We start from the raw sequence: 15,099 nt of genomic DNA on the forward strand, positions 1-15,099 counted from the left end.
CAATGGTTCGCATTGCGGCGCCGCGTGGATGGCCGGGACAAGCCCGGCCATGACGACCTGAAAGTCGATCTCAATCGGGATGTTCGCGTGATTGTAGAATCGAACCTACAGCCCAACACCTGAAAGCCGAATGACCGATTCCGATTCCCCCGACTTCGCCGACATCGGCCGCTGGCTGTTTGCGCAAAATTGCGAATTCGTCTGGGCGGCGGATAAAATCGACGGACTGCCGCCGATGGGGCCGCTGGAGATCGCTTTCGCCGGACGCTCCAATGTCGGCAAGTCGTCCCTTCTTAACGCCCTGACCACGCGGAAAACCTTGGCGCGCACCTCGCACACGCCGGGGCGCACCCAGCAGCTCAATTTCTTTGATCTCGGCCCTGACGCCGCCGCGCCGTTGCTGCGGCTGGTGGACATGCCCGGTTATGGCTATGCGGCGGTCTCCAAGGAAAAGATCGCCAACTGGACCCGCCTGATGAAGGAGTTTTTGCGCGGGCGCGCGACCCTTTCGCGCGTGTTCGTGCTGATCGACGGGCGTCACGGCGTCAAGGACGTCGATCACGACATGCTGACCTCGCTCGATCAGGCGGCGCTGTCCTATCAGGTCGTGCTCACCAAGCGCGACGAAGTGAAAAAATCCCTGGTCGAAAAGACGATCGAAGATGCCCGCGCCGCGCTTCGAAAACATCCCGCCGCGCATCCGGACGTCATCTTCCTGTCATCGCATTCGGGCGATGGGGTAAGCGATTTGCGCGCGGCCATCGTGCGCCTCGTGTCCGAGCGCGACAGCGCGACATTTGGCCGCTTGCGCGCTTGAGAGCGGTGGCGGACTCACGCTAAAAGGCCATCGCAACCAACAAAGGCGGCGCCATGACCGATCTCCCGACCTCGCAGCCCCTCGACACCGCCGAAGCGGTGAATCAGGCCAGGATCCTGATGCAGGCCCTGCCGCACATGCTGCGCTACGACGAAGCGGTGGTGGTGGTGAAATATGGCGGCCACGCCATGGGCGACGAGGAGACCGCGCGCAATTTCGCCCGCGACATGGTTCTCCTGGAGCAATCCGGCGTCAATCCGGTGGTGGTGCATGGCGGCGGCCCGCAGATCGGCGTCATGCTGAAAAAGCTCGGCATCAAGTCCGAATTCGCCGACGGCTTGCGCATCACCGACAAGGCGACCGTCGAAGTCGTCGAAATGGTGCTCGCCGGCTCCATCAACAAGCAGATCGTCGGCTACATCAACAATGAGGGCGGCCACGCCATCGGCCTGTGCGGCAAGGACGGCAAGCTCGTCACCGCGAAAAAAGTCGAGCGGGCCGCGCAGGACGGCAAGCCCGCCGTGGACTACGGGTTTGTCGGCGAGCCGGACAAGGTCGATTCGACCGTGCTCGAACAGGTGTTGGGCCGCGAACTGATCCCGGTGCTGGCGCCGATCGCGCTGGGATCTGAGGGCGAGACTTACAATGTCAATGCCGACACGTTCGCCGGCGCCATCGCCGGCGCCGTGGACGCCAAGCGCCTGCTGCTGCTCACCGACGTGCCCGGCGTGCTCGACAAGAACAAGCAGCTGATCAAGCGGCTGAAGATTGGCGACATTCCCGCCTTGATCGCCGACGGCACCATCACCGGCGGCATGATTCCCAAGGTCGAGACCTGCATCTACGCCATCGAGCAGGGGGTGGAAGGCGTCGTCATTCTCGACGGCAAGATTCCCCACGCCGTCCTGATCGAGCTTTTTACCGATCACGGCGCCGGCACGCTGATCACGCGGTGACGCGAACGCTCGCACAATCGTCATGCGGCGCCCATATGGGAATCGCATGACTCTTTCTGTTCCGATCAAGCGCGCGTTGAGCGCTTTCGCCCAGGTCGATACCTGGGTTTTCGATCTCGACAACACGCTCTATCCGCCGCACAGCGACCTCTGGCCGAAAATCGACGCGCGCATCACCGCCTATATGGCGGCCATGCTCGGGTTGGACGGCATTTCGGCCCGGGCCCTGCAAAAACATTATTATCGGGTGTTTGGCACGACGCTCGCCGGGTTGATCCATGAATATCAGGTCGATCCGTCAGAGTTTTTGCATTTTGTCCATGACATCGACCGGACGTCTCTTGATCCCAATCCAGCGCTGGCGGCGGCCATCGAGGCGCTGCCGGGACGAAAGCTGATTTTGACCAACGGCTCTCACGCCCATGCGCTGGCGACGGCGAAGCAGTTGGGGATTGATGCGCTGTTCGAGGATTGTTTTGCGATTGAGCACGGCGATTTTTTGCCGAAACCGCACTTGCAGACGTACCAGCGGTTTTTCGAGCGGCACGCGGTCGATCCGGCGCGCGCGGCCATGTTCGAGGACATTGTTCATAATCTGGAAGCGCCGCACGCCTCGGGCATGCTGACCGTGCTGGTGAAGCCGAAGGACGGGGCTGAGGATTTTCGCGAGGCCTGGGAGAAGGGCGATCTTGTGCCGCCCCATGTGGATTTTGTTACGGATGATCTCACGATCTTCTTGGCGGAACTGCAGCTCTGATTTTTATGGCTCGTAGCGCGTGAATTTGAAGTCCACCCACTTGTCACGGTCCGGCGTCGTCCAGCCGGCTGTGCCGTCGTAGAATGGGAAGCGCATCAAAAAGTTGCGGCTGCGATCGAAGATCAGCAGGACATCGCGCGAGCGCGACAGTTCGATGAAGCGATTGTGCTCGCCGCTGCGGTTTTCGGGCATCTCGATCCACTGGTCGCCGCGCCGTTCGATCCAGCCGTCTTCCCACAAAAAGCGTTCGGCGAAACAGGGGCTCGAAGCGAGTACGGCCGCAAGGGCGGAAAGCGCGATTTTCTTCATCAGATCCTCAGGTTGGGCTTGAGTCATAAAAAAAGGGCGCGGTCTTGGGCTTGTCAATGGGGGGACGAGAAGGGCTTCAACCTTGACATCCCCGCCCCAAACCCCGAAACGAAAACCATAAACCTGACGGGGGAACCCCATGCCGCATGCGCTCGAGACCATTATCGAAGCCGCTTTCGAAGATCGCCTCAACATCAACGCCGAAACCGGCGGCGACATCCGCCATGCCGTCGAGTCGGCGCTGCATCTGCTCGATTCCGGCAAAGTGCGCGTCGCCGAGAAAATCCCCGGCGCCTCCGGCAAGGACGCCTGGAAGGTCAACCAGTGGCTCAAAAAAGCCGTGCTGCTGTCCTTCCGCCTGCACGACATGAAGGTGATCCCCGGCGGTCCCGAAGGCGCCACCTGGTACGACAAGGTGCCGTCCAAATTCGAGGGCTGGGGTTCGAAGGACCACAAGCAGGCCGGCTTCCGCTCCGTGCCCGGCTGCATCGTGCGCCGCTCCGCCTATATCGCCCCCGGCGTCGTCCTGATGCCCTCCTTCGTCAATCTCGGCGCTTTTGTTGACACCGGCACCATGGTCGACACCTGGGCGACCGTCGGCTCCTGCGCCCAGATCGGCAAGAATGTGCATCTCTCCGGCGGCGTCGGCATCGGCGGCGTGCTGGAGCCGTTGCAGGCGGGTCCGACCATCATTGAGGACAATTGTTTTATCGGCGCGCGCTCGGAAGTCGTCGAGGGCGTTGTCGTCGGCGAAGGCTCGGTGCTAGCGATGGGGGTTTTCATCGGCGCCTCGACCAAGATCGTCAACCGCTCCACCGGCGAGGTCCATGTCGGCTATGTGCCGCCCTATTCCGTGGTCGTGTCGGGCAACCTGCCCGGTAAAATCATGCCCTATGGCGAGCCGGGGCCGTCCACCTATTGCGCGGTGATCGTGAAGACGGTGGACGCCCAGACGCGCTCGAAAACCGCGATCAACGAGCTTTTGCGCGACTGAGGCGAGGCGTGGACCGCCCTCGTGCTTCGAGACGGCGGCTGCGCCGCCTCCTCAGCATGAGGGCTAATGGGATGTGACATGCAGGAGTTGAGCCCCGGCGTCGCGCTGGCGCGCGATCTGATTAAAAAAGCCTCGGTGACCCCCGCCGACGCCGGCGCGCTCGATGTGTTGCAGCACAGGCTGGAAGCGGCGGGTTTCGTCTGCCGTCGCCTGCCGTTCTCGGAGCCTGATACCCCCGACATCGACAATCTTTACGCACGCATTGGGACCGGGGCGCCGTATCTGCTGTTCGCCGGCCACACCGACGTCGTCCCGCCGGGCGATGTTCGAAAATGGCGGGCCGATCCCTTCGCCGGCGAGATTTTGGATGGCGAGCTTTTCGGGCGCGGCGCCGCCGACATGAAGGGCGGCATCGCCGCCTTCGCCGCCGCCGCTCTGGCTTATCTGGCGGAATATCCCCTGCGCGGTTCGATTGGCTTTTTGATCACCGGCGACGAGGAAGGGCCGGCGATCAACGGCACCGTCAAAATGCTGGCGTGGATGGCGGAGCAGGGCGAAAGTTTTGACCATTGCATCGTCGGCGAGCCCACCAATCCCAATGAACTCGGCGACATGATCAAGGTGGGCCGGCGCGGCTCGCTCAACGGCCGCCTGCGGGTGATCGGCCAGCAGGGCCATGTCGCCTATCCGCAGCGCGCCGACAATCCCGTCGGCCATGTGCTCGCCCTGTGCGCGGCGCTGAAGGCGACGCCGCTCGATGAGGGGACCGCGTGGTTCGACGCGTCAAATCTCGAAATCACCTCCATCGACATCGGCAACGAGGCGACCAACGTGATCCCCGGCGAAGCGCTGGTTCGCTTCAATGTGCGGTTTAATGACGCATGGTCGCCCGAGACGTTGAAAGCCGAGATTTTGCGGCGGCTGGAGAGCGCGCGGGCTGCGGAAAAATTCGTGTTGGAGTTCGACCCGTGCAATGCGGTGTCGTTCGTCACCGAGCCCGACGAGTTTACCGCGCTGGTGGCCTCGGCGATTGAGGCGGAGACGGGCCGGCGTCCCGAATATTCGACCTCGGGCGGCACGTCGGACGCGCGCTTCATCGCGCAACACGGCAAAGTGCTGGAGTTCGGGCTGGTCGGCAAAACCATGCACCAGATCGACGAGCGCGTTCCGGTCGCGGATATTGATGCGCTGACACGGATTTATGGGCGGGTGCTGCGGGATTATTTCCGCTGACGCTTGGGGCCCTCATGGTGAGGAGGCCGCTGGAGGGCGGCCGCCTCGAACCATGTTCCAGCTGTTGAGGCGCTTGGGCCTGCGACTCCCTCGCCCTTCGAGACGGCGCTTCGCGCCTCCTCAGGGTGAGGGGATTGAAGCAGCCGAGCTTAGTGCGCGCGGCTGATGCAGAAATCCACGACGTCGAGCAGCGCCTGTTTCCACGCCGAATCGGGGAAAATGCCCATGGCGTCGCGCGCCATCGCGCCGTAGTGGCGGGCGCGCTCGATCGTGTCTTCGAGCGCGCGGTGCTTGGTCATCAGCCCCTGCGCCTTTTCCAGGTCGCCGTCGCCGATCTCGCCCTTTTCCAGCGTCCTTTGCCAAAAGGCGCGCTCGGCCTCGTTGCCGCGCCGGAAGGTCAGGACCACCGGCAGGGTGATCTTTCCTTCGCGGAAATCGTCGCCAACATTCTTGCCGAGTTTCGCGGCGGTGCCGCCATAATCCAGCGCATCGTCGATCAACTGGAAGGCGATGCCGAGATTCATGCCATAGGCGCGGCAGGCGGCGATTTCCGCCTTCGGCCGCAGGGCGACGGTGGGGCCGACTTCCGCGGCCGCCGCGAACAGTTCCGCCGTCTTGCCGCGGATGACCGCGAGATAAGCGTCCTCGGTGGTCGCCGTGTCCTTGGCGGCGGCGAGCTGCATCACCTCGCCTTCCGCGATCACGGTGGCGGCGACCGACAGAACTTCGAGACAGGGCAGGGAGCCCACTTCCACCATCATGCGGAAGGCCTGGCCGAGCAAAAAGTCGCCGACGAGCACGCTGGCTTCGTTGCCCCACAGTTTGCGGGCGGCGGCCTTGCCTCTGCGCAGGTCGCTTTCGTCCACGACATCGTCGTGGAGCAGGGTGGCGGTATGCATGAATTCGACGGCGGCGGCCAGTTTGAAGTGGCCTTCGCCCTGGTAGCCGCACATGCCGGCGGTCGCCAGCGTCAGCATGGGGCGCAGGCGCTTGCCGCCGGAGGAAATGAGGTGAGTGGCGACCTCGGGAATCATCGTCACATCGGAGCCGGTCCGGGCGAGGATGGTCTGATTGACCCGGTTCATGTCGGCGGCGACGAGGCCGACAAGAGCTTCCATGCCAGGATCGGCGGATTTTTCATCGAAGGAAACGACAACACCCAAGAGAGAACCCCCTGCGGCCCGAAGCCTTTGCCCCGCCGCCAAGCTTTTATCGCCGCCGACCATAGGTCGTTAATGTGGCGGGAGCAAGCCGCAGGGGATTCGACTTACCCACGTCCGCCCCGCTAGGATCGCCGCCCATGGCAGAAAATTTTGCTCCAGACCTCCTGCTCGACGGGCGCCTAAAACTGTTTCAGCGGACGGGGCATCGCGCCGGGACGGATGCGGTGCTGCTCGCCGCCGCAGCGCCGGCGCTGCCGTCCGGCCTGATCGTCGACGCGGGCGCGGGGGCGGGGACGGTGGGTCTGTTGCTGGCGCAGATCAACCCGGACGCGCGCGTCGTTTTGCTGGAGAAGAACCCGGTCGCCGCCGAGGACGCCCGCCGCAACATTGAAGCCAATTTTTTGGCGGGGCGGGCGCGTCTGGTCGAGGCGGACCTGTTCGACAAGGCGGCGCGGAAGGCGGAGGGTTTGGTTGAGGCCGCCGACCTCGTCGTCACCAATCCGCCCTTTATGGAGGCGCGCGCGGCGCGGGTGTCGCCCGACGCCGACCGGGCCATGGCGCATGTTCTGGGGGAGGGGGGGCTGGGCCTGTGGCTAAAAGCCGCGCTCGCCCTGCTGCGTCCCGGCGGGTTTTTCGTGTTGATCCATCGCGCCGACGCGCTGGGCGACATTTTGGCCGGGCTTGCGGGGCGGCTCGGCGGTCTCGAAATTTTTCCGATTTTTCCGCGCGCCGATCGCGCGGCGATAAGGGTCTTGGTGCGCGGGCGCAAAGGGTCGAAGGCGCCGCTGGCCTTGCTGCCGGGGCTCGTCCTGCACGGCGCGGATGGCGCGTTCACGCCCGCGGCGGAGGCGGTTCACCGCGGGCGAAAACTGTTCGATCAATAGCAGGTGCGCGCGGTGCGCCAGCGCAAGCCGTGAACACCGCCTGAATGGCGTCCGCCGTCGTGCGCCGCGCGCGGGAAAATTCGCCAAAAAACGGCTTTCCCTTTGCAATCCGCGCCTCTAGTTTGCGCGCGCCGCCGCACAAATAGGGAAACGATGACTCAAAACCCTTCCGCCCTCGACCCAAAGAAGAGTTTTCAGGGCCTCATCCTCACGCTGCAAACGTTTTGGGCGCGGCAGGGCGCCGTTGTGCTGCAGCCCTATGATATGGAGGTCGGCGCCGGCACCTTCCATCCGGCGACCACGCTGCGCTCGCTGGGGAAAAAACCTTGGAAGGCCGCCTATGTGCAGCCCTCGCGCCGTCCCAAGGACGGGCGCTACGGCGAAAACCCCAACCGGTTGCAGCACTACTATCAATTCCAGGTGATTTTAAAGCCGAGCCCGGACAATTTGCAGGATCTCTATCTGCAATCCTTGGCGGCGATTGGCGTCGATTCCGCGCTGCATGACATCCGCTTCGTCGAGGACGATTGGGAGAGCCCGACGCTCGGCGCCTGGGGGCTGGGCTGGGAATGCTGGTGCGACGGCATGGAAGTGTCGCAGTTCACTTATTTCCAGCAGGTCGCGGGCGTGGAATGCTCTCCGGTGTCGGGCGAACTCACCTATGGGCTTGAACGCCTCGCCATGTACGTGCAGGGGGTCGAGAACGTTTACGACCTCAACTTCAATGGCTTGGAGGGCGACGCGCGCATCTCCTATGGCGATGTTTTTTTGCAGGCCGAACAGGAATATTCGCGGCACAATTTCGAGGCCGCCGACGTGAAAAAACTGTTTGGCGATTTCGACCGCGCCGAGGCCGAGTGCAAGGCGCTGCTGGCGTTCGGCGAGCGCGGCGACGAAAAACACCTGATGGTGCTGCCGGCCTATGACCAGTGCGTCAAGGCGAGCCACGCCTTCAACCTCCTCGACGCGCGCGGCGTGATCTCCGTCACCGAGCGCCAGTCTTACATTCTGCGCGTGCGCGAACTGGCCAAGGCCTGCGGCGCGGCGTGGATGAAGACGGATGGCGCGGGTTTGAACGGTTAAGGATTCGAAATGTCCGATCTTCTGCTTGAACTCTTTTCCGAGGAAATCCCCGCGCGCATGCAGGCGCAGGCGGCGGCGGATTTGAAAAAACTCGTCACCGACGCTTTGGTCGAGCGCGGGCTTTTGTACGAGGCGGCGACGAGTTTCGCGACGCCGCGCCGCCTGACCCTGCATATCGTCGGCCTGCCGCCGAGCCAGCCCGACCAGCGCGAGGAGAAGAAGGGCCCGCGCGTCGGCGCCCCCGAGGCGGCGGTCGCCGGCTTTTTGAAAAGCGCGGGGTTTTCTTCGCTGGACGAGGCCCGCATCGACACGGACAAGAAGGGCGGGCAGTTTTACGTTGCCGTCATCGAGAAGAAGGGCGCGCCCACGCTCGACGTGTTGGCCGAGATTTTGCCGGCGGTGGTGAAAAATTTTCCGTGGCCGAAGAGCATGCGCTGGGGCGCGGCGTCGGCTGAGGTCAATCCGCTGCGCTGGGTGCGTCCGCTGCACGCCATCGTCGCTACGTTTGGGCCGGAGACCGAAGAGCCGGATATCGTTCCGTTCGAGGTCGGCGGCATCAAGGCTGGCAATGTCACTTATGGTCATCGCTTCATGGCGCCGGCGGCCATACAAGTGCGGCGGTTCGACGATTACGTCTCGAAACTCTATGACGCCAAGGTTGTGCTCGATCCGGCGCGGCGGCGTGATATTATTTTGCACGACTGCAAGGATTTGGCTTTTGCTCAAGGGCTTGAGCTGGTCGAGGACGAGGGTTTGTTGCACGAGGTCGCCGGGCTCGTGGAATGGCCGGTGGTGTTGATGGGCGAGTTCGACGCCGGGTTTTTGGATATTCCCGGCGAGGTGATCCGCGCCACCATCCGCGCCAATCAAAAATGTTTTGTGCTGCGCGATCCCGCGACCGGCGGGCTGGCGAATAAATTTTTGTTGGTGTCGAACGTTTTGGCGACTGATGGCGGCAAGGCCATCGCCGCCGGCAATGGACGCGTGGTGCGGGCGCGTCTGTCGGACGCGCTGTATTTCTGGCAGACGGATCAGGGTCCGCTGCCGGATTTTTCCGCGTCGGGGAAACCGCCTTTGGACCAACGCCTGGAAAAACTGCGGGCGCTGAACATCGTGTTCCACGCCAAGCTGGGCACGCAGGGCGAGCGCATCGACCGCATCATCGCGCTGGCGCGGGAATTGGCGCCGAAGGTTGGCGCTGATCCGGACAAGGCGGCGCGCGCGGCGGAACTGGCCAAGGCCGATCTGGTGACGGAAGTCGTCGGCGAGTTCCCGGAAACGCAAGGCCTGATGGGCCGGCGTTACGCCGAATTGCAGGGCGAGGATGCCGAGGTCGCGGCGGCGATCGAGGAGCATTACAAGCCGCAGGGGCCGACGGATCGCATCCCGAATGCGCCGGTGAGTGTGGCGGTGGCGCTGGCGGACAAGCTGGACACGCTGGTTGGGTTCTGGGCGATTGATGAGAAGCCGACCGGGAGCAAGGACCCGTTTGCGTTGCGGCGCGCGGCGTTGGGGGTGATCCGGCTGATTCTAGAAAACAGGCTGCGTTTTGCACTCAGAGGAACCATTCTTGCGACGCACCATCTTGTCGAAAACCAGTTTGCGGAACTCAACACGCAAAGAGAGGAGGCCGGGCAACGTGTGGAGTCGTTCGTTAGCCCAGTTCGAATTGCAGATGACCTTCTCTCGTTTTTTGCCGACCGCCTCAAAATTGATCTCCGCGACCGCGGCGCCCGCCATGACCTTCTCGACGCCGTGTTCGCCCTGGGCGAGGACGATCTCGTGTTGATCGTTCGGCGGATTGAGGCGCTCGACGCCTTCTTGAAAACCGAGGACGGGACGAGCCTTTTGGCCGGCTACAAGCGCGCCGCCAATATTTTGAAGGCCGAGGAGAAGAAGGACGGCGCCGGCGCCTTCGAGGCCGCGCCCTCCGCCGATCTGCTGGCCGAGGCCGAAGAAAAAGCCTTGTTCGTGGCGATGGAGACCGCAACGGCCGAGGCCGATGCGGCGCTCAAGGCGGAGAATTTTGAAGCGGCCATGCAGGCGCTTTCAAAACTGCGCGCTCCGGTGGACGCTTTTTTCGACAAGGTGACGGTCAACGCCGAAAACCCGGAGTTGCGCAGGAACCGTTTGAGCCTGCTGGCTCATCTGCGCCGCGCGATTCATCTTGTGGCGGATTTTTCGAAGATCGGGGGGTAACGCTTCGCTCAATGCCGATGCCGCGCAAAGCCTGTCCCCTCGCCCCGCTTTAGCGGGGAGAGGGTTAGGGTGAGGGGCAAACTTTACGCTCAATCCTGGTCGTCGGGGCGATTGCGAGGGGAAGCTGCGAGGCCAATGTCGGAGTCCCCCTCACCCCAACCCTCTCCCCGCTCGCGGGGCGAGGGCGTTGGCGCCGTCATTGGCTGGGGTAGTGCGCTCAGGATGGTTTCGCACACCGTTCAATGACGTTTTGCTCAATGCCGATGCCGCGCGCAACGCGTTCCCTCGCGCTGCTTTGGCGGGGCGAGGGTTACGGTGAGGGGCAAAGTTGCAGGATCAATCTTGATCGTCAGGGTGGATGCGCGCGGAATCTGCGAGGCCAATCTCGGGGTCCCCCTCACCCCCGCCCTCTCCCCGCTTGCGGGGCGAGGGAGCTTGCGCCGTCGCGTTGAGGGCGTTGAGAATGGTTTCGCAGACGCCGTCCACGTTTTCGAAAACGTCCGCGTTGGTCACACGCAGCACGCGGAAGCCGTGTTTGACGAGCCATGCTTCTCGGCTTTCGTCGTTCGCGCGTTCTCTCGTTGTCGAGTGGGTCGCGCCGTCGACTTCAACAATCAGTTTTTGGTCTCGACAGACGAAATCGACGTAATAGGCGCCGATGTTTTCTTGGCGCACGAATTTGAAGTCGTTCAGCCTTCTTGCGCGCAAGCGCGACCACAGTCTGGCTTGGGCCGACGTTCCCTCGCGCCGTAGTTGTCGGGCGCGTTCATTTTGGCTTGGCCGCGCGCTTCGCATCAAGGCTGTTTTGATCGCAGCCCCAGCGTGAATTCCGGCGCGGGATCGTGGAAATTGCGCCCTTTGTAGACCTTGAGTTCGAACGCCGTTTCCCCGTTCGCCGTGATCGCGATCGGTGGCAGCGGCTCGATCGAATCGAAATGTTTTTCGTAGAGCTCGCGCGCCTTCTCCGGGGTGAGCGCGCGCCCTACGAGAATGGCGTCTCGGCCGACGAATTTTTGCGGGTCGCGCGTCGCGCCAAAACCGCGCGGGTCGTTGGACAGGCTCAAGACCGGAAAGGCGCCCCCCAAGGCCGCGTCGATCTTGCCGGCCTCGAACCAGCGCTGGGCGCCGATGAACGCCCCCTCGCGGTCCAGGCCGCGCGCGGAAAAGGCGTTCGAAAAATCGGTCCAGTCGAGCGCTTCCTGAAATGGGTATTTCGGGCCCGCCAGCAGGGGGGGGCGCACAAGGTTCAACAGCGCGAGCAGAAGAATCAGGCCGGCGATCAGTCCGCCTGTTCCAAAGGCGACTCTTCTGATCCAGGGGGCGCCTCGTTCGAAAAGGCCGGCGATTTCGCGCCCGAGCAACGGCAGAATGAGAAGATAGCCCGGCGCCGCCCAGTGCGGCAGCAGGCGGTTCGACGACCACAGCGCGGGCAGGGTGAACAGCAGGATCGGCCCCGCCGCGAGGCAGGCGAGCAGAAAATCCCGTTCCCGCGCCGGTCCGCGTCCCAGGGCGCGCAGGAACAGCCAGGCGCAGGGCAGGAAAATCCAGGGCAGCAGGAACAGCGCTTGCGCTCCCAACAGGATGAACGGCGCGCTGAAATTCAAATGCGGCGCGCCGGTGCGCCCGCTCTGGAACAGGAACGACACCCACGCGTGTTGCGCATTCCAGATCAGAACCGGCGAAAACAGGGCGAGGGCCAAAAAGCCGGCGAGCCAGGGCCATGGGGTTTTCAGCCAATGTCGCTGGCGCGGGCTGCACAGCATGAACAGGAAGGCGCCGGCCGGCAGAAACACGCCGTGATATTTCGACAGCATGGCGAGGCCGGAGCAGGCGCCCGCCATTAGCCACCACAGCCGCGCCCGGGCGCGGTCCTTGTCGAAGAAGGCGTGGGAGAGGGCCAGCGCGCCGCCCAGCAGGGCGGGCAGCAGCGGCGCGTCCGGCACAATCCAGCTGGCGTCGGTCACGCCCAGGACCGGCGAGCAGCACAGGGCGAAACTCGCCCAGAATCCTGCCTCCGCGCCATAAAGTCGGCGCCCGAGCAGGAACATCAGCGCGGTGGTGACTGCGGACAGCAGGATGAAGGGCAGGCGCAGCGCCAGATCGCTCGCGCCGAAAAACCTTTGGCCAAGCGTCGACAGCCACCAGGCGAGCGGAGGATGGTCGAAGGCGCTCAGCACGAAATCGCGCGCGGTGGCGACCGTGTAGGCCTCGTCCATGCCCAGGCCGAGCGAACTGGCGAACAGGATTCGCAAGACCGTGGCGCACAGGATCAGTGCGACGACGCGCCGCTCCGGCGTGCGCAACAGCCCCGCGCCGCGCGCTGACGGCGGGGCGGCGGCGGCGGAAGGCGGATGATCCATGCGTTCGAAAACTCCGGCTGGCTGGACTGTCCAGCGCAATGCAGCTAGCAGAGTTGCAGCCTTAAAAGATAGCCCACAGGAAGCGTTGAGCCTTGGCCGCCGAACTGTCTCTCGTCATTCCCACTTTTAATGAAAGCGCCAATCTGCGCGAGCTTTTGCGCCGCGTGGACGCGGCGCTCGCCGGTGTCGTCTGGGAAATGATCGTGGTGGACGACAATTCGCCGGATGGCACCTGGCGACTCGCCAAGGAAGTGGCGCTGGAAGACCCGAGGGTGCGCTGCCTGCGCCGCGTCAACCGGCGCGGCCTCGCCGGCGCCTGCATCGAGGGCATGCTCGCCTCCTCGGCGCCGGTGGTGGCGGTGATGGACGCCGACTTGCAACACGACGAGCGCATTCTGCCGCAAATGCTGGAAAAAATTCGCGGCGGGGCCGATCTGGTGGTGGGCAGCCGGCATGTGGAAGGCGGGTCCGCCGACGAGGGATTTTCGGCCCGGCGCGCCTTCATCAGCCGATTCGCGACGAGCATGGCGAAAAAGGCGCTCAACGCGCAGTTCAACGACCTGATGAGCGGGTTTTTCATGATTCGCCGCGCCATCGTCGACGCCTGCGCGCCCGACCTGACCCCGGCGGGTTTCAAGATTTTGGCCGATCTCGTCGCCTCCGCGCCAAAACCGCTCAGGGTCGAGGAGGTCGGCTACACGTTTCGCGAGCGCCATGCCGGTGAATCGAAGCTCGACGTCAAGGTTGCGCTGGATTTCGTCGGACTGCTGCTGAACAAGGCGTCGGGCGGGCGCATTCCCGTGCGCTTCATCTTCTTCGCCCTGGTCGGCGCCAGCGGCGTGGGCGTGCATATGGCGACGCTTTACGCCGCCCTCGCGGCCGGCGTGAGTTTTGAAATGGCCCAGAGCCTGGCGGTGCTTGTCGCCATGACCACGAATTTTTTCATCAACAACGCGATCACGTACCGCGACGCCAAGATCAAGGGTTTCGGGCCGCTGGCGCTGGGGCTGCTGTATTTCTATGCTGTCTGCGCCATCGGCGCGGTGGCCAATGTCGGCATCGCCGAATTTCTGTTCCACCGCTACGGTCTGGTCACCTTTGCTGCGCTGGCCGGCGTGGTGATGGGCTCGGTGTGGAATTTCGCGCTCAGTTCGCTGTTCGTGTGGCGGAAGGAGTGAGGGGGCCTCGCCGCAACAAAAGGGCAAATCATGAAGCGCATCATTCTTGCGACCCTTTTCTGCATATTTTCCGGCTCGGTCTTTGCCGCCGATCCGCTGCCGTCCTGGAATGACGGCGCAGCCAAGCAATCCCTCATTGCTTTCGTCACAAAGGTCACGACGGCAGGCTCGCCGGATTTCGTGCCGCCCGATGAGCGCATCGCCACGTTCGACAACGATGGCACGCTCTGGAGCGAGCAACCGGCGCCGGTTCAACTTTTCTTCGCGCTCGACCGCGTCAAGGCGCTCGCGCCGCAGCATCCCGAATGGAACGCCAGGGAACCCTTCGCCTCGCTGCTCAAGGGCGACCTGAACACCGCACGCGCTGGCGGTGACCACGCGATCCTCGACCTGGTCATGGCGACCCACACGGGGATGACTGACGACGAGTTCGAGCAGATCGTGAAGGACTGGATCGCGACCGCGAAGAATCCGAAAACCGGCAAGCTGTTCACCGACATGACCTACCAGCCGATGATCGAGGCGCTTGCCTACCTGCGCGCCAATGGTTTCAAAAACTTCATCGTTTCCGGCGGCGGCATCGAGTTCATGCGTCCGTGGGCGCAGCGTGTCTACGGCATCCCGCCCGAACAGGTCGTCGGCAGCAGCATCAAGACAAAATTCGAATGGCGCGACGGCAAGCCCGTGCTCGTGCGTTTGCCCGAGTTGAACTTCAACGACGACAAGGGCGGCAAACCCGTCGGCATCAACCAGCATATCGGGCGCCGGCCCCTCATGGCGTTCGGCAATTCGGACGGCGACCAGCAGATGCTGGAATACACGCAAGGCGGCGGTGGCGCGCGCTTCGAATTGCTTGTGCTGCATGACGATGCCGCCCGCGAATTCGCCTACGGTCCGGCGCGCGGATTGCCGGATGTCAAACTCGGCGCGTTCACGTCCGCGCTCGATGCGCATGCGAAGAAGGACGGCTGGACGGTCGTCAGCATGAAGAGCGACTGGAACATCGTTTTCCCCACCGACATTGTCGCCGTCGACATCCTGCTGCAGCCGGACGCCGTCATGCTTGAGCATGCCGCCGCCAACAACGCCCGCCTGCTCAGCGTCTATCCCAAGGGCTTCGCCCTGGATGAAACCCACACCCCGCACATCACCATGCTCCAGTGCTT

Annotated in this window: 13 protein-coding genes and 1 pseudogene; 10 read left to right on the plus strand and 4 right to left on the minus strand. The window is 63.6% G+C overall.

Annotated features, from left to right (window positions below; genetic code table 11):
• The first annotated feature begins 130 nt into the window (after positions 1-130).
• From yihA to GJ654_RS00860, 3 genes are read left to right on the plus strand one after another with little or no spacing between them, the layout of a single operon-like run.
• Complete coding sequence (gene yihA / locus GJ654_RS00850) at positions 131-817, plus strand: ribosome biogenesis GTP-binding protein YihA/YsxC (protein ID WP_155444199.1); 687 nt, start codon at positions 131-133, stop codon at positions 815-817.
• 53 nt (positions 818-870) lie between these two features.
• Positions 871-1,773, plus strand: a complete 903-nt coding sequence (argB, locus tag GJ654_RS00855; protein ID WP_155444200.1) for an acetylglutamate kinase — start codon at positions 871-873, stop codon at positions 1,771-1,773.
• 46 nt (positions 1,774-1,819) lie between these two features.
• On the plus strand, positions 1,820-2,530 hold the full coding sequence (locus GJ654_RS00860) for a pyrimidine 5'-nucleotidase (RefSeq protein WP_155444201.1): 711 nt from the start codon (positions 1,820-1,822) through the stop codon (positions 2,528-2,530).
• Positions 2,531-2,533: 3 nt separating this feature from the next.
• Here GJ654_RS00860 and GJ654_RS00865 read toward each other — a convergent pair whose 3' ends face one another.
• Positions 2,534-2,839, minus strand: coding sequence for a hypothetical protein (locus GJ654_RS00865; protein WP_196305388.1), 306 nt, complete (start codon positions 2,837-2,839; stop codon positions 2,534-2,536).
• A gap of 139 nt (positions 2,840-2,978) precedes the next feature.
• Here GJ654_RS00865 and dapD point away from each other — a divergent pair, with 139 nt between their 5' ends.
• Positions 2,979-3,833, plus strand: a complete 855-nt coding sequence (dapD, locus tag GJ654_RS00870) for a 2,3,4,5-tetrahydropyridine-2,6-dicarboxylate N-succinyltransferase (RefSeq protein ID WP_155444203.1) — start codon at positions 2,979-2,981, stop codon at positions 3,831-3,833.
• 78 nt (positions 3,834-3,911) lie between these two features.
• Positions 3,912-5,066, plus strand: a complete 1,155-nt coding sequence (gene dapE / locus GJ654_RS00875) for a succinyl-diaminopimelate desuccinylase (RefSeq protein WP_155444204.1) — start codon at positions 3,912-3,914, stop codon at positions 5,064-5,066.
• Positions 5,067-5,215: 149 nt separating this feature from the next.
• On the opposite strand, the gene GJ654_RS00880 is transcribed toward dapE, so the two are convergent.
• Positions 5,216-6,184, minus strand: coding sequence for a polyprenyl synthetase family protein (locus tag GJ654_RS00880; RefSeq protein ID WP_425540365.1), 969 nt, complete (start codon positions 6,182-6,184; stop codon positions 5,216-5,218).
• A gap of 182 nt (positions 6,185-6,366) precedes the next feature.
• On the opposite strand from GJ654_RS00880, the gene GJ654_RS00885 reads away from it, so the two are divergent.
• The 3 genes from GJ654_RS00885 to glyS all read left to right on the plus strand — a co-directional run bounded on the left by GJ654_RS00885 (position 6,367) and on the right by glyS (position 10,395).
• Positions 6,367-7,113 (plus strand): tRNA1(Val) (adenine(37)-N6)-methyltransferase, encoded by a 747-nt coding sequence (locus GJ654_RS00885; RefSeq protein ID WP_155444206.1) that lies wholly within the window; start codon positions 6,367-6,369, stop codon positions 7,111-7,113.
• Between the two features lie 153 nt (positions 7,114-7,266).
• Entirely contained in the window at positions 7,267-8,196 is a 930-nt protein-coding gene (locus GJ654_RS00890) for a glycine--tRNA ligase subunit alpha (RefSeq protein WP_155444207.1), read from the plus strand.
• Positions 8,197-8,205: 9 nt separating this feature from the next.
• Positions 8,206-10,395 (plus strand): glycine--tRNA ligase subunit beta, encoded by a 2,190-nt coding sequence (glyS, locus tag GJ654_RS00895; RefSeq protein ID WP_155444208.1) that lies wholly within the window; start codon positions 8,206-8,208, stop codon positions 10,393-10,395.
• Between the two features lie 336 nt (positions 10,396-10,731).
• Here the strand turns inward: glyS and GJ654_RS00900 are convergent, their stop codons facing one another.
• Together GJ654_RS00900 and GJ654_RS00905 are read right to left on the minus strand one after the other, a co-directional pair.
• Positions 10,732-11,190: an endonuclease domain-containing protein gene (locus tag GJ654_RS00900; RefSeq protein WP_155444496.1), complete on the minus strand. Its 459-nt coding sequence runs from the start codon at positions 11,188-11,190 to the stop codon at positions 10,732-10,734.
• Positions 11,190-12,755 carry a glycosyltransferase family 39 protein gene (locus tag GJ654_RS00905; RefSeq protein WP_155444209.1) on the minus strand — a complete coding sequence of 522 codons (1,566 nt, stop codon included), beginning with the start codon at positions 12,753-12,755 and terminating at the stop codon, positions 11,190-11,192. The genes GJ654_RS00900 and GJ654_RS00905 overlap by 1 nt, the downstream gene beginning before the upstream one ends.
• Positions 12,756-12,847: 92 nt before the next feature.
• Between GJ654_RS00905 and GJ654_RS00910 the strand changes: the two genes are divergently transcribed.
• Together GJ654_RS00910 and GJ654_RS21050 are read left to right on the plus strand one after the other, a co-directional pair.
• Positions 12,848-13,933 carry a glycosyltransferase gene (locus GJ654_RS00910; protein WP_155444210.1) on the plus strand — a complete coding sequence of 362 codons (1,086 nt, stop codon included), beginning with the start codon at positions 12,848-12,850 and terminating at the stop codon, positions 13,931-13,933.
• A 30-nt stretch (positions 13,934-13,963) separates the two neighbouring features.
• Positions 13,964-14,944: pseudogene (locus tag GJ654_RS21050) on the plus strand (HAD family hydrolase); the annotation flags it as partial.
• Between the last annotated feature and the right edge of the window lie 155 nt (positions 14,945-15,099).

Origin of the sequence: Rhodoblastus acidophilus, assembly GCF_009720655.1 — a bacterium.
In the GTDB taxonomy this organism is placed as follows: Bacteria; Pseudomonadota; Alphaproteobacteria; order Rhizobiales; family Beijerinckiaceae; genus Rhodoblastus; species Rhodoblastus acidophilus_A.